Annotated in this window: 17 protein-coding genes and 3 tRNA genes; 9 read left to right on the forward strand and 11 right to left on the reverse strand. The window is 28.0% G+C overall.

Annotation, left to right across the window (positions count from 1 at the left end; genetic code table 11):
- Positions 1–11: 11 nt before the first annotated feature.
- The 9 genes from CRV12_RS00260 to asnB form a co-directional block, all read right to left on the reverse strand.
- On the reverse strand, positions 12–650 hold the full coding sequence (locus CRV12_RS00260; protein ID WP_136130655.1) for a hypothetical protein: 639 nt from the start codon (positions 648–650) through the stop codon (positions 12–14).
- Positions 651–746: 96 nt separating this feature from the next.
- Positions 747–3,338, reverse strand: coding sequence for a leucine--tRNA ligase (leuS, locus tag CRV12_RS00265; RefSeq protein WP_136130656.1), 2,592 nt, complete (start codon positions 3,336–3,338; stop codon positions 747–749).
- Positions 3,339–3,477: 139 nt separating this feature from the next.
- The gene (lnt, locus tag CRV12_RS00270) at positions 3,478–5,022 is read right to left on the reverse strand and encodes an apolipoprotein N-acyltransferase (protein ID WP_136130657.1); all 1,545 of its coding nucleotides are present in this window, start codon (positions 5,020–5,022) and stop codon (positions 3,478–3,480) included.
- Positions 5,023–5,177: 155 nt separating this feature from the next.
- Complete coding sequence (ybeY, locus tag CRV12_RS00275; RefSeq protein ID WP_136130658.1) at positions 5,178–5,636, reverse strand: rRNA maturation RNase YbeY; 459 nt, start codon at positions 5,634–5,636, stop codon at positions 5,178–5,180.
- Between the two features lie 33 nt (positions 5,637–5,669).
- Positions 5,670–7,004, reverse strand: coding sequence for a tRNA (N6-isopentenyl adenosine(37)-C2)-methylthiotransferase MiaB (miaB, locus tag CRV12_RS00280; protein ID WP_136130659.1), 1,335 nt, complete (start codon positions 7,002–7,004; stop codon positions 5,670–5,672).
- 351 nt (positions 7,005–7,355) lie between these two features.
- Positions 7,356–7,427, reverse strand: a tRNA-Gln gene (locus CRV12_RS00285).
- Positions 7,428–7,445: 18 nt separating this feature from the next.
- A tRNA-Leu gene (locus CRV12_RS00290) sits at positions 7,446–7,527 on the reverse strand.
- A gap of 8 nt (positions 7,528–7,535) precedes the next feature.
- Positions 7,536–7,609: transfer RNA gene (locus CRV12_RS00295), tRNA-Met, on the reverse strand.
- A gap of 105 nt (positions 7,610–7,714) precedes the next feature.
- The gene (asnB, locus tag CRV12_RS00300; RefSeq protein ID WP_136130660.1) at positions 7,715–9,397 is read right to left on the reverse strand and encodes an asparagine synthase B; all 1,683 of its coding nucleotides are present in this window, start codon (positions 9,395–9,397) and stop codon (positions 7,715–7,717) included.
- Positions 9,398–9,695: 298 nt separating this feature from the next.
- Between asnB and glnS the strand changes: the two genes are divergently transcribed.
- Positions 9,696–11,360, forward strand: a complete 1,665-nt coding sequence (gene glnS, locus CRV12_RS00305) for a glutamine--tRNA ligase (RefSeq protein WP_136130661.1) — start codon at positions 9,696–9,698, stop codon at positions 11,358–11,360.
- Here the strand turns inward: glnS and fldA are convergent, their stop codons facing one another.
- Positions 11,361–11,894, reverse strand: coding sequence for a flavodoxin FldA (gene fldA / locus CRV12_RS00310; RefSeq protein WP_136130662.1), 534 nt, complete (start codon positions 11,892–11,894; stop codon positions 11,361–11,363).
- 583 nt (positions 11,895–12,477) lie between these two features.
- A complete protein-coding gene (locus CRV12_RS00315; protein ID WP_136130663.1) occupies positions 12,478–13,761 on the reverse strand; it encodes a citrate synthase in 1,284 nt (427 codons plus the stop codon).
- Between the two features lie 388 nt (positions 13,762–14,149).
- Between CRV12_RS00315 and sdhC the strand changes: the two genes are divergently transcribed.
- From sdhC to sucD, 8 genes are all read left to right on the forward strand, one after another.
- Complete coding sequence (gene sdhC, locus CRV12_RS00320) at positions 14,150–14,527, forward strand: succinate dehydrogenase, cytochrome b556 subunit (RefSeq protein WP_136130664.1); 378 nt, start codon at positions 14,150–14,152, stop codon at positions 14,525–14,527.
- Entirely contained in the window at positions 14,521–14,868 is a 348-nt protein-coding gene (gene sdhD, locus CRV12_RS00325) for a succinate dehydrogenase, hydrophobic membrane anchor protein (RefSeq protein ID WP_136130665.1), read from the forward strand. The genes sdhC and sdhD overlap by 7 nt, the downstream gene beginning before the upstream one ends.
- Positions 14,869–16,635, forward strand: coding sequence for a succinate dehydrogenase flavoprotein subunit (gene sdhA / locus CRV12_RS00330; protein WP_136130666.1), 1,767 nt, complete (start codon positions 14,869–14,871; stop codon positions 16,633–16,635).
- An 18-nt stretch (positions 16,636–16,653) separates the two neighbouring features.
- Complete coding sequence (locus tag CRV12_RS00335; protein WP_136130667.1) at positions 16,654–17,370, forward strand: succinate dehydrogenase iron-sulfur subunit; 717 nt, start codon at positions 16,654–16,656, stop codon at positions 17,368–17,370.
- Between the two features lie 97 nt (positions 17,371–17,467).
- Positions 17,468–20,269 carry a 2-oxoglutarate dehydrogenase E1 component gene (gene sucA / locus CRV12_RS00340; RefSeq protein ID WP_136130668.1) on the forward strand — a complete coding sequence of 934 codons (2,802 nt, stop codon included), beginning with the start codon at positions 17,468–17,470 and terminating at the stop codon, positions 20,267–20,269.
- A gap of 16 nt (positions 20,270–20,285) precedes the next feature.
- The gene (gene odhB / locus CRV12_RS00345) at positions 20,286–21,509 is read left to right on the forward strand and encodes a 2-oxoglutarate dehydrogenase complex dihydrolipoyllysine-residue succinyltransferase (protein WP_136130669.1); all 1,224 of its coding nucleotides are present in this window, start codon (positions 20,286–20,288) and stop codon (positions 21,507–21,509) included.
- Between the two features lie 14 nt (positions 21,510–21,523).
- Positions 21,524–22,690, forward strand: a complete 1,167-nt coding sequence (gene sucC / locus CRV12_RS00350) for an ADP-forming succinate--CoA ligase subunit beta (RefSeq protein ID WP_136130670.1) — start codon at positions 21,524–21,526, stop codon at positions 22,688–22,690.
- Complete coding sequence (sucD, locus tag CRV12_RS00355; protein WP_136130671.1) at positions 22,690–23,568, forward strand: succinate--CoA ligase subunit alpha; 879 nt, start codon at positions 22,690–22,692, stop codon at positions 23,566–23,568. Before sucC ends, sucD begins: the two co-directional genes overlap by 1 nt.
- The last annotated feature ends 41 nt before the right edge of the window (positions 23,569–23,609 follow it).

Raw genomic sequence — 23,609 nt, forward strand, 5'->3', positions numbered from 1 at the left:
TAACATTTTAATTATATTCTATGAAAAGTTTTTGAAACTATTCTTTGTAAGACTTTATTTCTATGAGGAATTATTCTTGGAAACATTCTGGGTGGCACTTTATTTCTATATGGAGGCATTGCCGGAAACATTCTTGGTCGTATTTTGGTTCTACTACGCATAGAATGTATTAAGGGTTTGATTTTCTGACCTAATTTAATTTTTCTAACTTTAATTTTTGTTTTATATATATAAAATATTCTGTACAATAAGTCATCAGCAGCTTTTCTATTTATTGCATTAGTCACCCAATTATAATTTTTTTTAAAGGATCCTATATAATTACATATTGAACTTACACTATCAACCGATACTGAATGAAAACTTTCACCAGGTAGTTTGAAATTTACATTAATTTTTAATGTAAAGTTGCAGTTTTTTGGTGTTTTATCATCAATTAACTCTATCATTGAGCCATAATGTTCAAATTGTGTATCAAATTTTAATACAGGAAATCTGTCTCTATTTTGTGGAATATCTGCAACTACTTTAACTTTTTTATCAGCCAACAGTTTATACAAATCATTTAAAATTGGATTATAACTTTGATCATTACAAATAATTATATTCCTAAACCCCATTGGTGCCTGATAAAAACGCATTGATTGCATATTGCAACTAGTTAACATCAATATTATTAATAAGATAAATATTTTATTAGTTATTCTTCTCACTGTATTTCCCTATTATAATGAATAATAAAAATACTAATTAGTGACAAAATTAATAAGTTTACCCGGTATATATATAACTCGACGAATAGTAACTTGATTAATATATTTTTCAACTGCATATCTTTGCATAGCAATTTTTTGCATTTGTTCTTTTGTAAGATCACTGTCTGTAACTACAATCTTATCACGTAATTTTCCATCGACCTGAACTATAATTAAAAAAGACTTGCTAAGTAGTGCAAATTTATTAGGGGTAGGCCATGATGTATCGTCTATACTACCTTTTCCTCCTAAATTTTTCCATATTATATAACAAATATGAGGAGTAAATGGATAAAGTAAACGGGTTATAGTTAATAATATCTCTTGTCTTAATGCTTCACCTTGTTTACCATCCTTATTATTTTTAAAATGATGAATAAGAGTATTTACTAACTTCATAATTGAAGCTATAGCTGTATTAAATGATCTACGACGATCAATATCATCTGTTACTTTAATAATAGTGTCATTTAATTTTTTTAATAATACTTTTTGACTATAATTGAGATCAGATAAAGTTAATAAGGAAAAAGTACTCTTTCTATTGATATGTTCAAATACTAATTTCCAAAAACGATTCAGAAATCTATGTGCTCCAATAATACCAGATTCCTGCCATTGTAATGTCATTTCTGGTGGAGCCGCAAACATAATAAACAACCTTAATGTATCAGCTCCGTAACGATCAATTATTTTCTGTGGGTCTATTCCATTATTTTTGGATTTAGACATTTTATTCATGCCAGCATATACCAATTGATTTCCTTGCGTATCAACTGCATTTACAATTTGACCTTGTTTATTACGTTTAATACTAACATTTAATGGAGAAACCCAATTACGGTTACCATTTTCATTAATATAATAAAATGAGTCAGATAAAACCATACCTTGACAAAGGAGACGTATTGCAGGTTCATTAGATTGCACGAAACCAGTATCTCTCAATAGCTTATGGTAGAAACGAAAATACATCAAATGCATTATCGCATGTTCTATGCCTCCTATATATTGATCTACTGGTAACCAATAATTTGCTGCTGTAGAATCTACTATATCTTTATCATAATTAGAGCATGTATATCGAGCATAATACCATGATGATTCCATAAAAGTATCAAAAGTATCAGTTTCTCTAAATGCAACTTGATCATTTATATTCATTTTAGACCATTCAGAATTAGTTTTAATTGGACTTTTAATACCTTCCATAACAACATCTTCAGGCAGTATAACTGGTAAATTATTTTTAGGTATTGGCATAACTGTTCCGTCTTGTAGTGTCATCATTGGAATTGGTGTACCCCAATAACGTTGACGTGAGATATTCCAATCACGCAGACGATAATTTACTTTATTAATGCCAATTTTTTTCTTTTTTAGTTCTTCAGAAATAAGATTTACCGCATCTTTATGATTAAGTCCATCAAATTGATATGAATTAAACAATATACCTTTATTTGTCATAGCTGATTCAGTAATATTTGGTTTATTACCATCAATATTTAAAATAACTGGTCTTATTGGTATATTATATTTGATAGCAAATTCCCAATCTTTTTGGTCATGAGCTGGAACTGACATTATAGCACCAGTAGCATATTCTATAGAAACAAAATTTGATACCCAAACTGGAATTAATTTACCTGTTAAAGGATGTATTGCTAATAAACTGGTTTTTTCTCCTTGTATTTTTTTCACATCATAGTCAGTTGATTTATTACGTAATTTTTTAATAAAATTAGCTAACGAAATATTATGAGTTGAATTTTTTAAAGCTAATGGATGATTTACAGATAAATTAATATAAGTAACGCCAAAAATAGTATCAGGACGTGTAGTATATACTATTATTTTATCTTTAATATTATTAGATAAATCAAATTTAATCTCTATACCTTCAGATTTACCTATCCAATTACGTTGCATAAGTTTAACTTTTTCAGGCCAACCATGCAAACAATTTAAATCTGTCAATAATTCTTCTGCATAAGATGTAATTTTCATAAACCATTGTGATATCTCTTTACGTTGAACTTGAGTATCACAACGCCAACAACAACCATCTATAACTTGTTCATTTGCTAATACGGTTTGGTCTTTAGGACACCAATTAACTTCAGAAAACTTTTTATAAACAAGATCTTTTTCATATAGTTTTATAAAAAATAACTGTTCCCAATAATAGTAATCTGGCTTACAAGTAGTTATTTCGCGATTCCAATCGTAAGCATAACCTAAAGATTTCAACTGATTTTTCATGTAAGCAATATTTTTATAAGTCCAGACTGCAGGTATAGTGTCATTGTTAATTGCAGCATTTTCAGCTGGTAATCCAAATGCATCCCAACCAATTGGTTGTAATACATTTTTACCTAATAAACGCTGGTATCTTGAAATTACATCTCCGATAGTATAATTGCGAACGTGACCCATATGTATATGACCAGAAGGATAAGGTAACATAGATAAACAATAATATTTTTCTTTATCTTTCCGCTCTGTTACATTGAAAGTTTTGTTTTTATCCCAAATTGCTTGAACTTTGCTTTCTATTTTTTTAGGAAGATATTCTTTTTGCATACACACTTAATTATCCTTATTTTACAATGATATTATAATATACTTCCAATTTATTGTTAAAAGATAAATTAATAATAACGTTAATCATTTATATTATTTTATTATTATAAGATTTTCTATTATAATGCAGAATATTTAATTAAGTTATATATCTTATTATATTTTTAAAACGAAAAAACATAAAAATTAATATATTTAAAATTGTTAACATCCATATTAGCCAAGACCCCATATGGGCATATGGGGTTTTACCTGTAGCTGGTACTATATTATGAATTAAAACACTACGTGTAAATTGAGGAAGTATTTTTTCGATTTTACCACTAGCATTAATAATTGCTGTAATACCATTATTAGTACAAATAAGTAATGATCTACCTAGTTCCAATGCACGCATACGAGCTATTTGAAAATGTTGCCATGATCCTATCGAATTACCAAACCATATATCATTCGATATAGTTAAAAGAAAATTAGTATTTGTTCGAAAATTTGCTCTTATTTGTTCACCAAAAATTATTTCGTAACAAATTACAGGCGTGAAATTATAACCTGCAATTTTTAATGGTGCTTGAATATACTTGCCTCTACTAAAAGAAGGAAAAGGCATTTTAAAAAATGATATCAATGGAAATATAAAATTTTCTAATGGTATGAATTCACCGAAAGGTACTAAATGATTTTTACTATACTTATTATTTATATGATAGTTAAATATTTTTTTATTTCCCAAAACTATAATTGAATTGTAGTTTAAATTTTTATTGTTTTCTATATGACATTCATTAATACCACTTATTAAAAAACTACTATTATCAATTAATTTTTTATTTAATCTATGCAGAAATATTTGCTGATTAAAATCTAATTCACTAATTGCTGTTTCAGGCCAAATAATAATTGGTATTTTTCCCATCAAAATGTTACTAATTTTCGCATAAATAATTTCATTTTTAATTGGTTTTTCTATAGTTAAATTCGCTTTTTGGAAGATATTACCTTGTATTAAAGCAACTTTTATAGTTTGATTAGTTAAGTATTTATGCCACGGAATATAGCTTAATAGCCAAGATAATATTAATATTATTACAGCAGCAAATAGTGAGTTAATATTAAAGTTCATGATAGCTAAAACTATCAAACCAACAATAACCATTAATATAAAAGTAACCATTTCAACACCAGCTAATGGAGCATATCCTTTTAATGGTCCATCTATTTGACTGTAACCAAATTGTAACCAAGGAAAACCGGTAAAAATTGAACCTCTTAAATATTCAGTACATTGCCATAATGCCGGAGAAATTAATACCAAGCGCAAAAAATTTGTATTGATACATATATTATTTAATAATCCAGCAAATATAGCTGGATAACTTGATAAATATGTATTGAATATTATTAATATTATAATACTCTTATAAGTAGCGATACCACTGAAATTAACAATTGTTGGAGATATCCAATATAAACCGAAACTGAACAAACCCAATCCCCATATAAAACCTATAGCAACACATTGTTTACTAGTACGATTGAGCGTCAGAATTTGTAAGCCAGATAAAGATAATATTGAAATAGACCAAAAATCATAAGGAGAAAAAGCAAAAACACCACATGCACCTGTAATAAATGCTAGAAACAAACGTGTCAGTTGAGATTTATAGCTTAAAGATAAAAACATATTACTGTTTAGTAAAAATTTTTAAAACCATTTCTAACTTTAGAAAGATAAAATATTTTTTCTAAATAACTATCAAAAAATAAAAAATTGTTATAATTTACGATTATTATTTGTTGATATTATGACATAATGCTTAAATGTTAAACATATAAAATTTAGTATACATAAGGATTAGGATAACCAATAAGGGACATTATTTCAATTTCAATAGATTCCATCGTATTAGCTTTGTTTATGTTGTTATGGCTATAACCAAGCAAATGAAGTATACCATGTACTACTATATGTGCTAAATGAAATTCAATACTTTTTTTTTGTTCTATTGCTTCTTTTGTAATTACCGGAAAACAAATGACTAAATCACCTAATAAATACGATTTTATCCATGGAGGTCGTTCAAAAGGAAATGAAAGAATGTTAGTTGGATAATCTTTTCCACGATATTTTAAATTAAGTCTACAGCTTTCATTGTTATTTACTAGACGAATAGTGACTTGGTGTTTTATTCCAAAATATATGAATATTGTTTTTATCCATTTTTGAAATGTTGATAAATTAGGAATATCAGTGTTATGTTTACAAGCAATTTGTAAATCAACAATATTATCTTTCATTTATTATTTTCTAATACTATTAATTAACAATATTTATTTCAATACTTCATTTATTAATGTGCCTTTTAAAAAATTAACATTATTACTTGTAATTTTTACATCAACAAATTTACCAATATTGTTATGTGATCCTTTAAATATAACTACACGATTATTTTCTGTTTTTCCTGATATTTCCTTCATGTCTTTACGTAATACCTTATCTACTAATACACGTTGTATAGTGCCTATCATACGATCACTCCAAGATTGAGCTTGTTTATTAATAAGACTTTGTAATAAATAAAGCCTACGTTTTTTTTCTTCGTATGTTATTTCATTTGGTAAATCACTTGCTGGTGTTCCTGGTCTAGGAGAATATAAAAAACTAAAACTCATATCAAAATTTATATCTGCAATAAACTTCATAGTTTGATCAAAATCATTTCTAGTTTCACCAGGGAAACCTATAATAAAATCTGAGCTTATTTGGATATTTGGTCTTGCTTTAATTAATTTTTTAATTATAGATTTATAATATGACACGGTATGTGATCTTTTCATTAGATTTAATATACGATCAGAACCACTTTGTACTGGTAAATGTAAAAAACTTACTAATTTTGGATTTTCTCTATAAATTTCAATTAACTCATCAGTAAATTCGACTGGATTACTAGTAATAAAACGAATACGATCTATGCCTTTAATTTCTGCAACTAATCTCAATAGATTAGAAAAAGTGCAAATTGTACCATTAGCATTCATTCCTCGGTAAGCATTAACATTTTGACCTAACAAAGTTATTTCTCGTACTCCTTGTAATGCTAATTGAGAAATTTCTAATAATATTTCGTTACTGTAACGACTTACTTCTTCACCTCTAGTATAAGGTACTATGCAAAATGTACAATAATTATTACAACCCTCCATAATAGAGACAAAAGCAGATGGACCTTTCGCTGTTATTTTAGGAAAATTATTAAATTTTTCTAATTTTGGAAAGCTAATATCTATAATTGGATTTTTAGAGTTACAACATTTATTTATCATTTGTGGTAATCTATGTAAAGTTTGTGGTCCAAATACAATATCTACATAAGGTGCACGTTGTGTAATTTGTTCACCTTCTTGTGAAGCTACACATCCACCAACTCCGATAATTAAATTAGTATTATTTTGTTTTAATTTTTTCCATCTTCCTAATTGATGAAAAACTTTTTCTTGAGCTTTTTCTCTAACAGAACATGTATTTAATAGTAAAATATCTGCTTTTTCAGGTTCTTTAGTCAAAACATATCTCTGATTTTGTTTTAACAAATCAACTATTTTAGATGAATCATATTCATTCATCTGACAACCCCAAGTTTTAATATAAATTTTTTTCATTGTTAATTCTTTAATATACAAATATTTTATTAATGCAGAATAAATTACAAACAATTTAGTTGATATAAATAATCAAAATTTATAATGAAAATTATTTTCTAATATTTAATAAATAGTGATTAATATTAAGAAAGTAATATATTAATGATTCTAATTTTAAGTATAAAATTAGAATCATTAATTACTATATATCTTTATTAAGCAAAACTAGACATGTAACCTTAATAAACTAGACATGTAACCTTAATAAGGTTTTCAATTTATTTTAATTAATAATACCTAAATATTTTGAAAATATTTATGGGACGTAAAAAAATATATACATTTATATTTAGAGAAAAAATTTTATAACTGGGGTACCTGGATTCGAACCAGGGAATGCCGGTATCAAAAACCGGTGCCTTACCGCTTGGCTATACCCCAACTGTATTTTTGATTTATTACGGAAGGCGAGATTTGAACTCGCACACCCAAAGGCGCCAGAATCTAAATCTGGTGCGTCTACCGATTTCGCCACTTCCGCTAAAACATTAGCTACGACGGGAATTGAACCCGTGACCCCAGCGTTATGAGTGCTGTGCTCTAACCAACTAAGCTACGTAGCTATTCTTAAAAAGCTTATTATGATAATTAAATTATATTACGTCAACTAGTTTTTCTTTATAAAATAGTTTTTGTTTTATATCTGTATTTTACTAATAATTAAAAATTTAATTAATAATATTATGTTTTAAATAATTTAAATAAGAAGAATGCACATTAACTGAACGACCTGATGGATCATTTATATTTTCGAAATCCTTATCCCATTTAATTGCTTTATTTGATGAACAAGCAATAGATGGCCCTCCTGGTACACATTCTGCAGCACCAGATATTGGAAATAACTCATCAAATATTTTACGGTAAAGATAAGCTTCTTTTGATTGTGGAGTATTGAATGGGAAACATAATTTAGCTGATTTTAATTGTTCATCTGTAACTTGATTTTCAGCAAGTTTTTTTAACGATTTTATCCAGCTATAACCAACTCCATCAGAAAATTGTTCTTTTTGACGCCATAATATAATATCTGGAATATAAGAAGAGAAACATTTACGTAATATGTATTTTTCTATTTTTCCATTAGAACCACACATCTTGTCCTTTGGGTTTATTCTCATTGATATATCTAGAAATTCTTTATCTAAAAAAGGAACACGTGCTTCGATACCCCAAGCTGACATAGCTTTATTAACACGCATACAGTCAAACATATGTAATGATAGCAATTTTCGGATATTTTCTTCATGAAATTCTTTAGGATTTGGAGCTTTATGAAAATAAAGATAACCACCAAATATTTCGTCAGCACCTTCACCAGATAATATCATTTTTATTCCCATTTCTTTAATTTTATTAGACATCAAATACATTGGAGTTGAAGCACGAATAGTGGTAACATCATATGTTTCAATATGATAAATTACATTACGAATGTTATCTAAACCTTCTTGTATTGTGAAATGTATTTCATTATGCAGGGTACCTAAATAATCTGCAACAAATTTTGCTGCTTTTAAATCTGGTGAACCTCTTAATCCTATAGCAAAAGAATGTAATGGTATATTGTTTTTTTCTTTGAAATTATTTTGATTTTTTATTAATTTATTTGTAATAGCAGAAATAATTGAAGAATCTATTCCTCCAGATAAAAGTACTCCGTAAGGTACATCACACATGAGATGACTTTTAACAGATTTTTCTAAAGCATTTTTTAATTTAGAAACATAAGTTATATTATTTTTAACATTTTTGTATTTTATCCAATTAGGTTGCCAATAACGATAAATTTTATTCTGAATATTAGATAAATAACTTCCAGGAGGAAATTCTTTAACTGAACAGCAAATTGGAATTAAAGCTTTCATTTCTGAAGCTATAAAAATAGTATTATGCTTATTCATACCTATATATAGAGGAATGATACCTATGTGATCACGACCAATAAGGTAAATTTTTTTTACACTATCATATAAAATAAAAGCAAACATTCCTTGTAAGTCATTAAGAAAATTAATACCTTTTTCTTGATATAATGCAAGAATTACTTCACAATCAGAATTAGTTTGAAATTTATAATTTTTACTCAGTTTAGAATATAATTTGTGATAGTTGTAAATTTCACCATTAACAGCTAATACATGAGTTTTATTATCATTATATAACGGTTGTGCACCATTTTTCACATCAACTATTGAGAGACGATTATGTATTAAAATGATATATTTATCTTCATAAATACCAAAATAATCAGGTCCACGATGTTTCATTAAATTTGAGCACTCAATAGCTTTTTTTTTCATAAGAGCAAAATCTGTTTTTAGCTCTAATATTCCAAAGATTGAACACATAAATAATTCCCAAAATTAACATAAAATAATTTATTTTTATATTTATTAATGACGTTTTTTAGTAATTATAAAATAATATATATAATCATACTCCGTATTTAAAATAATATTTTCATGTTTTATATACAATTAATTATTTATAATTTTAAGAAATTAATTGTACAATCTTATATATTGATTTAATTTTTATTTATCACTATTTTTACTATAAAATATAAGGTTCTTCATGTGTACTATCAAAAATAGCATTTCATGCTTAATATAAGGTTTATTATATTAATATAAGGAATTTAATTTAATGAAAGGTAATAAAAGTCAAACGATTAATTTTATTCGTCAAATCATTAATAATGACTTGGCATGCGGTAAATATAGTAAAATATGTACTCGTTTTCCACCTGAACCAAATGGTTATCTTCATATTGGACATGCAAAATCTATATGTTTAAATTTTGGTATTGCACAAGATTATGGTGGTACATGCAATTTACGTTTTGATGATACAAATCCTTTAAATGAGAACGTTCATTTTGTTGAATCTATAAAAAATGATATACTTTGGCTAGGTTTTAATTGGAATGAAGATATTCGTTATACATCTGATTATTTTAATCAAATATATCAATATGCTATTGAACTTATTAATAAAGATTTAGCATATGTAGATGAACTTACAATACAAGACATTAAAGAATACCGTGGAGTATGGAATAAACCTGGTATTAATAGTCCTTACCGTAACAGATCTATAGAAGAAAATTTATTTTTATTTGATAAAATGCGAAATGGTTGCTTTAAAGAGGGAGAAGCATGCTTACGTGCTAAAATTGACATGTCTTCTAGTGTTATCGTAATGAGGGATCCAGTATTATATCGCATTAAGTTTTGTAAACATCATCAAACTAATGACAATTGGTGTATTTATCCAATGTACGATTTTGCTCATTGCATATCTGATGCTTTAGAAGGCATTACACATTCATTATGTACATTAGAATTTTTAGATAACCGTTGTCTTTATGAATGGATATTACACAATATTTCTATTCCAAATTTTCCAAATCAATATGAATATTCTAGATTAAATTTGGAATATTCAGTAATGTCAAAAAGAAAATTGGGTCAATTAGTAAATAAAAATTATGTTGAAGGTTGGGATGATCCTCGTATGCCTACTATTTCCGGATTACGTCGTCGAGGTTATACTGCATCTTCAATTCGTGAGTTTTGTCGTCGCATAGGAGTAACTAAACAGCAAAATATTATTGAAATTGATGCATTAGAATCATGTATTCGTGAAGATCTAAATATCAATGCACCTCGTGCTATAGCAGTATTAAATCCGATAAAATTAATTATTTTAAACCTTCCATTGCATTACGAAATATATATTAAAATGAAAAATCACCCTAATAAACCGGAAATGGGTACTCGTGAAGTAAAATTTACTAATCAAATTTGGATTGACAAATCTGATTTTAGAGAAGAACCTGATGAAAATTATAAACGTCTAGTTCTTGGAAAAAAAGTTCGGTTACGTAATGCTTGTATAATTAGTTCTAATTATGTAAAAAAAGATACAGAAGGAAATATCATCTGTATCTATTGTACATGTGATTTAAGTACGATTGGTAAAAATTTAATAAAAGATAAAAATATTGGCATTATTCATTGGTTATCGATTTTGCATTCTCAACCAGCTACGTTCCGTCTATACAATAATTTATTTAAAATTCCAAATCCAGAAATAGAAGAAGATTTTCTCGTAAATATTAATCCTAATTCATTAGAGATTAAAAAAGGTTATGTAGAACAAAGCCTTCTAAATGCAAAAAATAATATGGCTTATCAATTCGAACGTGAAGGTTATTTTTGTACAGATAGTTTATATTCTAGTTCAGATAATTTAGTATTTAACCGTATTGTTGGTTTACGTAATTTATACTCTAAATTAAATAAATAACTATTCAATCTCTAGATTATTTTTAAGGTTGCATTCTTTTAAAATTTTTTTGACCCATATACTAATTCGTTGTTTAGTAAGTTCTGGTTGACGATCTTCATCAATTGCTAATCCTAAAAAATTTTTTTCATTTTTAAGACCTTTTGAGGATTCAAAATGGTAACCTTCAGTTGGCCAATAACCTATGATTTTTGCACCATTAGATACAACAATATTGTGTATAATTCCTAATGCGTCACAAAAATACTCCGTATAATCTTCTTGATCACCACATCCAAATAAACCTATTTTTTTCCCAAAAAAATTTATTTCCTTTAACGTAGGAAGAAAATCATCCCAATCACATTGTACTTCACCATAATACCATGTTGGACTACCTATCAAAATAATATTAAATATTTCTAAATCTTCTTTACTACTTTTAGCTATATCAAAAATTTTTGCTACATTGTCTCCTATTTGTTTTTGTATCATTTTTGCAACATTTTCAGTATTACCAGTATCGCTTCCAAAAAAAATACCTATATTATTCATAGAGTTAAACCTAAATTATATTTACAAACAGTAAATTATATGAAATAAAAAGTCAGAAATGTATCATTTTTATATTCAACATTTCAAATTAATTTATATAAAACTTTATTAAAACATACAATACTGTTGAATGAATAAATTACAAATTTATTTTATGTCTATTAAAAATTGAGTTAAAGTTTTGATATATTATTATATAGTATATTTTAAATAGTATTATTCATTTACAACATAAAAATATCACATAATAATAACTTATAACACCAAGATTAAAAAATAATATTTAATAATATCTATTTTTAATAAGTTACATTAAAAAATGTGACGAAAAATATGAATTAGCTACATTATTTTTCAATAAAAATTTAATAAATAGTATTAACTCAATCATACTGATTTTTTATTGTAACTAATGTTAGTAAATATTTTATTCTGTTTTTTGTTTATTCGCTAATTTAGTTTAATTTGAAAATAGAAAAATATACATGGATGATTTACTTGATTATAAGTATATTGTTGAATTTATAGTGATTTTAACAATTTATATTATAATATTAATTAAGTTTATTAAAAATGATAGTAATTAATCAATTAATTTAGAAATAAATTTACGTTTATCATACCCAGTATAAAGTTGACGTGGTCTAGCAATTTTCATGGTATCATCATGCATTTCCTTCCAATGAGCTATCCAACCAACAGTACGTGCCATTGCAAATATAACTGTAAACATTGAAGAAGGAATACCCATAGCTTTTAGTATAATACCTGAATAAAAATCTACATTTGGGTATAATTTTCTTTCAACAAAATATGGATCATTTAATGCAATATTTTCTAATGCTATAGCCACTTCTAAAAGGTTATCTTTCATACAAAGTGTATTAAGTACTGCATGACAAGTTTCACGCATTACTTTTGCTCGAGGATCATAGTTTTTATATAAACGATGACCGAAACCCATAAGTCGAAAAGAATCATTTTTATCTTTTGCACGATTTATGAATTCTGGTATATGATCAACAGTATTAATCTCTTCTAGCATATTTAAACAAGCTTCATTAGCTCCTCCATGTGCTGGTCCCCATAAAGAAGCGATACCTGCTGCTATACAAGCAAAAGGATTGGCTCCAGAAGATCCGGCAGTACGAACTGTTGAAGTAGAAGCATTTTGTTCATGGTCAGCATGAAGTATTAATATACGATCCATAGCGCTTTCTAAAATAGCATTTACTTTATATTTTTCACAAGGTGTAGCAAACATCATATGTAAAAAATTACCAGCATAAGATAAATCATTACGTGGATAAATAAAAGGTTGACCAATAGAATACTTATAACACATTGCAGCTACTGTTGGCATTTTAGATAGTAAACGAAATGCTGCAATTTCACGATGTCGTTTTATATTAACATCAAGTGAATCATGGTAAAATGCTGCTAATGCTCCAGTGACACCACACATCACAGCCATTGGGTGGGAATCTCTACGAAATCCATGAAACAATCTAGTTATTTGTTCATGAATCATAGTATGACGTGTAACTATTTTATGAAATTTTTCAAATTGTTTTTTTGTAGGCACATCTCCGTTCAATAAAATATAACAAACTTCTAAATAATTAGATTTGCTAGCTAGTTGGTCAATAGGAAAACCTCTATATAATAGAGTACCTTTATCACCATCAATAAACGTAATTTTTGATTCACAAGAAGCAGTAGAATTAAATCCAGGATCGAATGTAAGTAATCCTTTAGAACTTAAATTTCTTATATCAATTACATTTTGTCCTAAAGTACCTTTTATGATATTTAATTCAATTGATGTTTTGTCTTGTAAAATGAGTTTTGTTTTTTTTAAATCCATTTATTATATAATCTCCTCACAATAATCAAAATAATTTAGATTAAATTTTAATTAATTATCAATATTATTATTTTATAATAGTATATTTAACAAATAAAAAATCAATAGTACTTAACTTACAATCTTATAATAATTCAGTTTATATACTGTTACAATATATGCATATTTTAATAATAAAGAAAAAAATAAATTATACCTGTCATCTTATCGATTAATTATAAATTTATTAACAAATTGATTATTATCAATTTTTATTTAAAAATCATAAAAAATTCTCATTGAATAATTGTAATCACTATTATGATTTATTTATAATTATAGCAATTTGCTTTAACAATTATTATAATTAATATTTTAGACTTATTTTTATTAAAAATTATTAGTAATAATGAATAAATTAAGACCTATTAACTTAAAATTATCGACGATTCATTTTCCTATAACAGCTATATCGTCTATATTACACCGTATTTCTGGTGTAATTATGCTATTCATTTTTGGTATCTTATTATGGTTGTTAGATTTATCACTTTCTTCTCCAAAAGATTTTCATTACGTTATGTATATTTTTAATAATTTTTATTGTAAATTTATTATTTGGTGTTTTTTTAATATCTTCATATATCATATAATTAATGGAATTCGTCATATTTTAATGGATTTCAACTTTTTATCAGAAACATTAAAAACTGCTACTTTCTTAACTTACATAGTATTTAGTATTACTCTTATGCTTTCTATAATAGCTGGAGTTTTAATATGGTAAATGATACTTCTGCTTTCAGTCGTAGTGGTATTCGTGATTGGTTAATATTACGTATAGGAGCAATTATTATTGTATTATATGTGATATATGTTTGTAGTTTTTTAATCAGTTTAGATAAGTTAAATTATTATAATTGGCATGAATTTTTTGAGAATATCACAACTAAAATATTTACCATATTAACGTTGTTTTCCGTACTTATTCATGGTTGGATAGGAATTTGGCAAGTATTAACAGATTATATTAAGCTGGTAGTATTGCGCCTTATATTACAATCAATAATTATATTAGTACTATTATCATATGCCATTTATGGATGTATTGTAATTTGTGGAGGATAAATGAGTTTACCGGTTAAAAAATTTGATGCTATTGTAATAGGTGCAGGAGGTGCAGGAATGAGAACTGCACTGAAGATTTCTCAATCGGGACAAAATTGTGCATTATTGTCAAAAGTTTTTCCCACAAGATCACATACAGTTTCGGCGCAAGGAGGCATTACTGTATCTTTAGGTAATACCCACAAAGATAATTGGGAATGGCATATGTATGATACGGTAAAAGGATCTGATTATATAGGCGATCAAGATGCAATTGAGTATATGTGTAAAAATGGTCCAGAAGCAGTTTTAGAACTAGAACATATGGGTTTACCATTTTCGCGTCTTGATAATGGAAAAATTTACCAACGTCCTTTTGGTGGGCAGTCAAAAAATTTTGGAGAAGAGCAGGCAGCTCGTACTGCTGCTGCTGCCGATCGTACTGGTCATGCGTTATTACATACTTTATATCAGCAAAATTTAAAAAACAAAACAACTATATTTTCAGAATGGTATGTACTAGATTTAGTAAAAAATGCAGATAATGCAATAGTTGGATGTATTTCCATCAAAATTGAAAGCGGTGAGGTTTTTTATTTTAAAGCTAAAGCTACAATACTAGCTACTGGAGGTGCAGGTCGTATATTCCAATCCACAACTAATGCATATATTAATACTGGTGATGGTATTGGTATGGCATTACGTGTAGGAATACCAGTACAAGATATGGAAATGTGGCAATTTCATCCAACTGGAATAGCAGGATCAGGTGTATTAGTTACAGAAGGTTGTCGTGGTGAAGGTGGATATCTTCTTAATAAACATGGCGAACGTTTTATGGAACGTTATGCGCCAAATGCTAAAGATCTTGCTAGTCGTGATGTAGTGGCTAGATCAATTATGATAGAAATTCGTGAAGGTCGTGGTTATGATGGCCGTTGGGGTCCACATGTTAAATTGAAATTAGATCACTTAGGTAAAGAAATTCTTGAGTCACAATTACCAGGTATTCTTGAGTTATCTAATACCTTTGCTAATGTTAATGCTACAAAAATTCCTATCCCTGTAATTCCAACATGTCATTATATGATGGGTGGTATTCCTACTAAAATAACCGGTCAAGTACTAAGAATTAACGAAGGAGGTAAAGAAGTTATTGTACCAGGTTTATTTGCAGTTGGTGAAGTTGCTTGTGTATCAGTGCACGGTGCTAATCGTCTTGGAGGTAATTCATTATTAGATCTAGTAGTGTTTGGCAGAGCAGTTGGTTTATATTTATCAAAAAGTATTGAAGAACAAGGAACATTACGTCATGCTTCTAGAGAAGATATTAATGCTGCAATGAAACGTTTAAATTACTGGAAGCAAAATACAAATGGTGAAAATCCATTTAATGTGCGTAAAGAACTTCAAAAATGTATGCAAAATAACTTTTCTGTATTTAGAGAAGGTAAAGCAATGGAACAAGGTATTAACGAATTAAGGATTATTCGAGATAAATTAAAATTTGTTAGATTGGATGATCATTCAAAAGAATTTAATACTCAACTTATCGAGTGTCTAGAATTAGATAATTTAATGGAAACAGCCTATGCTACTGCAATTGCCGCTAATTACCGTACTGAGAGTCGAGGAGCACACAATCGATTCGATTTTCCAAACAGGGATGATAAAAATTGGTTATGTCATAGTATTTATATACCACAAACTGAAAGTATGACTAGTCGCAAGGTTAATATGACACCTAAATTTCGTAGTTCCTTTCCACCAAAGATACGTACTTATTAAATCGAGTAAAAAATAGTTATGAAGCTTTGGTTTTCAATTTATCGATATAATAGAGAAATTAATGAAATACCATATATGCAAGATTATCATCTTGAAATTGAGGATAATCATGACATGATGGTATTAGATGCTTTAATTGCTTTAAAAGAACAAGATCCAACTTTATCATTTCGTCGTTCATGTCGGGAAGGAGTATGCGGTTCTGATGGCATAAACATGAATGGAAAGAATGGATTAGCATGTATTACACCAATATCAAAATTAAAAAACAAAAATAAAAAAATAATGATACGTCCTTTACCTGGATTACCAGTTATACGTGATTTAGTTGTAGATATGAGTCAATTTTATGCTCAATATAATAAAATTAAACCATTTTTATTAAATAACGGAATAAATCATCCTGTTCGTGAATATATTCAATTACCGATAGAACGTGAAAAATTAGATGGATTGTATGAGTGTGTGCTTTGTGCTTGTTGCTCTACTGCATGTCCTTCATTTTGGTGGAATCCAGATAAATTTATCGGTCCAGCTGGTTTATTAACACTTTATCGTTTTCTAATTGATAATAGAGATACAGAATCAAATGCACGTCTTGATAATATAATTGATTCTTTTAGTGTTTTTCGTTGTCATAACATAATGAATTGTGTAAGTGTTTGCCCAAAAGGACTGAATCCAACACGGGCTATTAATCAAATTAAATTAATGTTATTAAAACGTGATAATTAATAAATGTAATATTTTTAATAATTAATTTTAATAACCATATAAAATTAATTATTAGTTATAAATAATTCTATCATTATTTGTGTATAAAGGTATTGTCATGCAGAATAGAGCGATAAAATCCTGGCTGGAATCTTCTTGGTTAGTTGGTGTGGATCAATATTACTTAGAAAAGCTCTATGAAGATTTTTTAGAAAATCCTAGTTCTGTTGATATAGAATGGGGTAAAATTTTTCAAAAAATATCCGGTACAGAAATAGAATTAGAACAATTGCATTCTAATATACGCGAAAATTTTCGTTGTTTAGCTAGTAATAAATGTAGTTATAGTACTATTATTCCTGATAATAACTATAAGCAATTAAAAGTAATGCAATTGATAAATGCTTTTCGTTTACACAGCCATAGACAGGCAAATTTGGATCCATTAAATCTGTGGAAAAAAGATCCAGTTTCTGATCTCGATCTTTCTTTTCATGGATTAAATGATATTGATTTAAAACAAAACTTTTATGTAGATTATTTTACTGAAAAAAAAATACCTATAAAATTATCTAATTTATTTGAAATTTTAAAAAATACATATTGTAGATCCATTGGTGTAGAATATATGCACATTAGTAGCATGGAAGAAAAAAATTGGATTCAAAGATGTATTGAATCATTTACTTATCAAAATTCATTTAGCATAAAAGAAAAAATAGATTTCCTACAAGATTTAGTTGCAGCAGAGGGTCTGGAAAAATATCTAGGTGCAAAATTTCCCGGTGCAAAACGTTTTTCTTTAGAAGGTGGAGATGCATTGATTCCAATGTTACGGGAAATTATTAAATATTCTACCAAACACAATACTAAAGAAATGATACTAGGTATGGCACATCGAGGTCGTCTTAACGTATTAATTAATATTTTAGGTAAAAAACCAAAAGACTTATTTAATGAATTTTCTGGAAATTATTGCGGGGAATATAAAGAATATGTAGGTACAGGAGATGTGAAATATCATATGGGGTTTTCATCAGATCTCAAAATTAAAAATAAATTACTACATGTAGTGCTAGCATTTAATCCATCACATCTTGAAATAATCAATCCAGTAATTATGGGATCAGCACGTGCAAGATCAGATCGTGCATTAGAAAACAACAATGAAATCTTACCGATTACTATTCATGGTGATGCTGCGGTAACTGGACAAGGTGTAATGCAAGAAACATTAAATATGTCTCAAACACGAGGATATGAAGTAGGTGGTACTATACGTATTATAATTAATAATCAAATTGGTTTTACTACATCAAACCCTAAGGATTCACGTTCTACGATATATTGTACAGATATTGGGAAAATGATACTAGCACCTATTTTTCACGTGAATGCTGACGACATAGAGGCTGTAATATTTATTACAAGATTAGCTTTAGACTATAGAAATAAATTTAAACGTGATGTATTTATAGATTTAATATGTTACAGACGTCATGGTCATAATGAAGTTGATGAACCAACTGTTACTCAACCGTTAATGTATGAAAAAATAAAAAAACATCCCACTGCGCGTAGGATTTATGCGGATTTACTCATTAAAAAGGGAATTATTAGTGAAAATCATGTAAATGATATGAACATTTCTTATCGTATTGAACTTGAAAAAGGTGAATGTGTTATACCAGAATTATCTCCTACAAATTTATATTCTTCAGTTTGGTCTACTTATTTAAATCATAATTGGGAGGAAGCATATCTTTCTTGTATTAATATACGACACATTCAAAAATTAGCACGTATTATTAGTAATATCCCTAAAGAAATAAAATTACAAGAACGTGTAGAAAAAATTTATCATGATCGCAAGAAAATGGCAGAAAGAGAAAAAAATTTTGATTGGGGTGCAGCTGAAAATCTGGCTTATGCTTCATTAATTGATCAAGGAATTTCAGTACGTCTTTCGGGAGAAGATTCTAGCAGAGGTACATTCTTTCATAGACATGCTGTGATTCATAATCAAATTGATGGTTCAACTTATATTCCTTTAAATCATATATCTAAAAAAGGAAAATTTGAAGTTTGGGATTCTGTGTTATCAGAGGAAGCAGTACTTGCATTTGAATATGGATATTCTATTACTGAACCAAGAGTTTTAACCATATGGGAAGCTCAATTTGGAGATTTTGCAAATGGGGCACAAGTAGTTATTGATCAATTTATAAGTTCTGGAGAACAAAAATGGGGTCGTATGTGCGGTATTGTTTTACTTTTACCTCATGGTTATGAAGGTCAAGGTCCCGAACATTCTTCTGCACGTCTTGAACGTTATTTACAACTTTGTGCAGAACAAAATATACAAGTTTGTATACCTTCTACACCGGCACAAATGTATCATATGTTGCGTCGTCAGGCTATAAGAAAAATGCGTCGTCCACTTATTGTTATGTCTCCAAAATCACTACTACGACATCCATTAGTTACTTCAACATTAGAAGATATTGCAAGTGGTACTTTTCAAGTAGTCATTGGCGAAAATGTTAACTTAAATTCAGAAATAATCAAACGTGTAATAATTTGTTCTGGTAAAATATATTTTGATTTAATAGAACAAAGGATTAAAAACAAACAATTTGACATCGCTATAATTCGTATTGAACAGCTTTATCCTTTTCCATGTGAAGCATTAAAAAAAGTTTTATTATCTTATTCGCATGTAAAAGATTTTATTTGGTGTCAAGAAGAACCTCTAAATCAAGGTGCATGTAGTTATATGCAAAATTATTTCAGTAAAATTATATCATTTAATGCCACATTGCGTTATGTAAGTCGTCCGGCTTCTGCTTCAACAGCTGTAGGTTATATCCGAACACATCATAAACAACAACAAGATTTGATTAATAGCGCATTGACATGAATTAAAAGGAAAGATAATGAATGTTTTGGAAATAATAGTTCCTGATCTGCCTGAATCAGTTATTGATGCTTCAATATCACTTTGGCATAAAAAACCAGGTGATAAAATCAATGTGGATGAAGTATTAGTAGAAATTGAAACTGACAAAGTTATAATAGAAATTCCAGCAATTGCTAACGGAATATTAGAAAAAATTGTAGAGGATAAAGGTTCAACTGTAAAATCAAATCAGGTTATTGGTCTTATAAAAAAAATAGAAAGTTCCAATAATAATTATGATTATAAAGATCATCAAAAAGATGAAATTATTGATCAACAAAAAGAAAAAAAAAATAATATAGTTAATTTCAAAGATGATGTAAAAAAAGAAAAAAATGATACATTAAGTCCATCAACTCGTAGATTGATTGCAGAACATGATTTAAATATTTCAGATGTAAAGAATAGTAATTTTAATAAAAATATAAATGAATTAAAAAATATATTACAAAATCAACTAAAAGATAAAAAAACAAAAATTCAACATTATACAAATAATGATCGTGTTGAAAAGCGTGTTCCAATGACACGTTTACGTAAACGTATTGCAGAAAGATTAATAGATGCAAAAAATAATACTGCGATGTTAACAACATTTAATGAAGTAAATATGCAGCCAATAATAAATATTCGTAAACAATATGGCGATTTTTTTGAAAAAACTCATGGAGTTCGCTTAGGTTTTATGTCTTTTTATGTTAAAGCTGTCGTAGAATCATTAAAAAAATATCCAGAAATTAATGCTTTTATTGATGGTAATGATATAATTTATCACAATTATTTTGATATTAATATTGCTATATCAACATCTAGAGGATTAGTAACACCAGTTATAAATGATATTAATTTTATGAGTGTGGCTGATATTGAAAAAAAAATAATAGAATTAGCAGCCAAAGGTCAGAATGGTAAATTAAAGGTACAAGAACTAACTGGTGGTAATTTTACCATTACTAATGGTGGAGTATTTGGGTCATTAATGTCTACACCTATCATCAATCCACCACAAAGCGCAATTCTTGGTATACATGCTATTAAAGATAGACCTATGGCAGTAAAAGGTGAAATTATGATATTACCAATGAGTTATTTAGCTTTATCTTATGATCATCGTTTGGTTGATGGTCGTGAATCTGTTGGTTTTCTTGTTAAAATTAAAGAGTTATTGGAAAATCCAATACGTTTATTATTAGAAATATAAATGGATATAATATAATGAATTTACATGAATACCAATCTAAGTATTTACTTGCAAAATATGATATACCAGTACCAAAAGGTTATATATGTTATGATTTAGCTGAAGCAGAAGAAGCATATTCTAAAATAAAGAGTAGTTTATTTGTACTTAAGTGCCAAGTACACGCTGGCGGTCGTGGTAAAGCTGGTGGTATAAAAATAGCAAACAAAAAAAAAGATATTAGTGATTTTTTTAAAAAATGGTATGGCAAATATCTTGTGACTTACCAGACAGATATTTGTGGACAATTAGTAAATAAAATTTTAATTGAAGAGAACACTGATATAAATACAGAACTTTATTTAAGTGCTATTGTAGATCGTGAAACTTATCGTGTAGTTTTCATAGCTTCTGTTAAGGGTGGTATTGAAATAGAACAAACAGCAAAAAAAACACCTAATGTTATTCATACAATAAAACTTGATCCTATTACTGGTCCACAACAATACCAAGGCCGTGAATTAGCATTCAAATTAGGATTAATAGGAAAACAAGTCAGTCAATTTATTAAAATATTTATGAAATTGTCCATTATGTTTGTAGAAAATGATTTTAAATTACTTGAGATTAATCCTTTAGTAATTAATAAACAAGGTGATTTAATTTGCTTAGATAGTAAATTGTCTATTGATAGTAATGCTTTATTTCGTCATCCAGAATTAAGCAAAATGTATGATATTAGTCAAGAAGATCAGAAGGAAGCAAATGCGATCCAAAATGAATTAAATTATGTATCACTGGACGGTAATATAGGTTGCATTGTTAATGGTGCAGGTTTAGCAATGGGTACTATGGACATAATTAAATATTATGGTGGGAAACCAGCTAATTTTCTTGATGTTGGTGGTAGCGTAACAAACGAAGGTGTTATTGAAGCTTTTAAAATCATGCTATCAGATAGTAATATTAAATCTATTCTTATTAATATTTTTGGAGGTATTGTACGTTGTGATTTAATAGCTAACGGTATTATTATTGCAATAACCAAATTAAATATAAAATTACCAATTATAATAAGACTAGAAGGTAATAATGCTGAATTAGGAAAACAAATTTTGATAAATAGTGGATTAAATGTTTTTATTGTTAATGAGTTAACGCAAGCAGTAAAATTAGCTGTTAGTTCTGCGGAGAATAAATAATGTCTATTCTAGTTGACAGATTTACTAAAGTTATTTGTCAAGGTTTTACTGGAGTACAAGGTACTTTCCATTCCAAACAAGCATTGGATTATGGGACAAAATTAGTTGGTGGGGTTACTCCAGGAAAAGGTGGTACTGTACATTTAGGTTTACCTGTATTTAATACAGTCAAAGAAGCTGTTGAATGTACCGGTGCAACTACGAGCGTAATATATGTTCCCGTAATGTTTTGTAAAGATAGCATTCTTGAAGCCATAGATGCAGGTATAAAATTAATTGTTACAATCACAGAAGGTATTCCAGTTTTAGATATGTTATTAATAAAAACAAAATTAGATTTAACAGGTGTACGTATGATTGGTCCAAATTGCCCTGGTATCATCACTCCTGGTGAATGTAAAATTGGTATAATGCCCGGTTATATTCATAAATCTGGTTGTGTTGGTGTTATATCTCGTTCTGGCACTTTAACATATGAAGCAGTTCAACAAATTACTAATTTAGGATACGGTCAATCTACTTGCGTAGGAATTGGAGGTGATCCTATTCCCGGATCTGACTTTGTTGATATATTAAAACTATTTCAGGATGATTTGCAAACTAAAGTAATTGTAATGATCGGTGAGATTGGCGGTGTAGCTGAAGAAAAAGCAGCTGTTTTTATTAAAAAATATATTACAAAACCTGTTGTAAGTTATATAGCTGGATTGACTGCTCCACAAGGTAAACGAATGGGACATGCCGGTGCAATTATTTCAAATGGTAAAGGTACTGCAGATAAAAAAATATCTCTACTTCAAGAAGCAGGGGTAAAAATAGCACTGAAATTAACAGATATTGGTAAAGTAGTAAAATCTATTTTACTACAAGATATATAATTTATTTATTTTAACTTGTTAATTAAAAATTATATTTATTA

The organism is Candidatus Pantoea edessiphila, assembly GCF_002933315.1.
Taxonomy (GTDB): Bacteria; Pseudomonadota; Gammaproteobacteria; order Enterobacterales; family Enterobacteriaceae; genus Pantoea_C.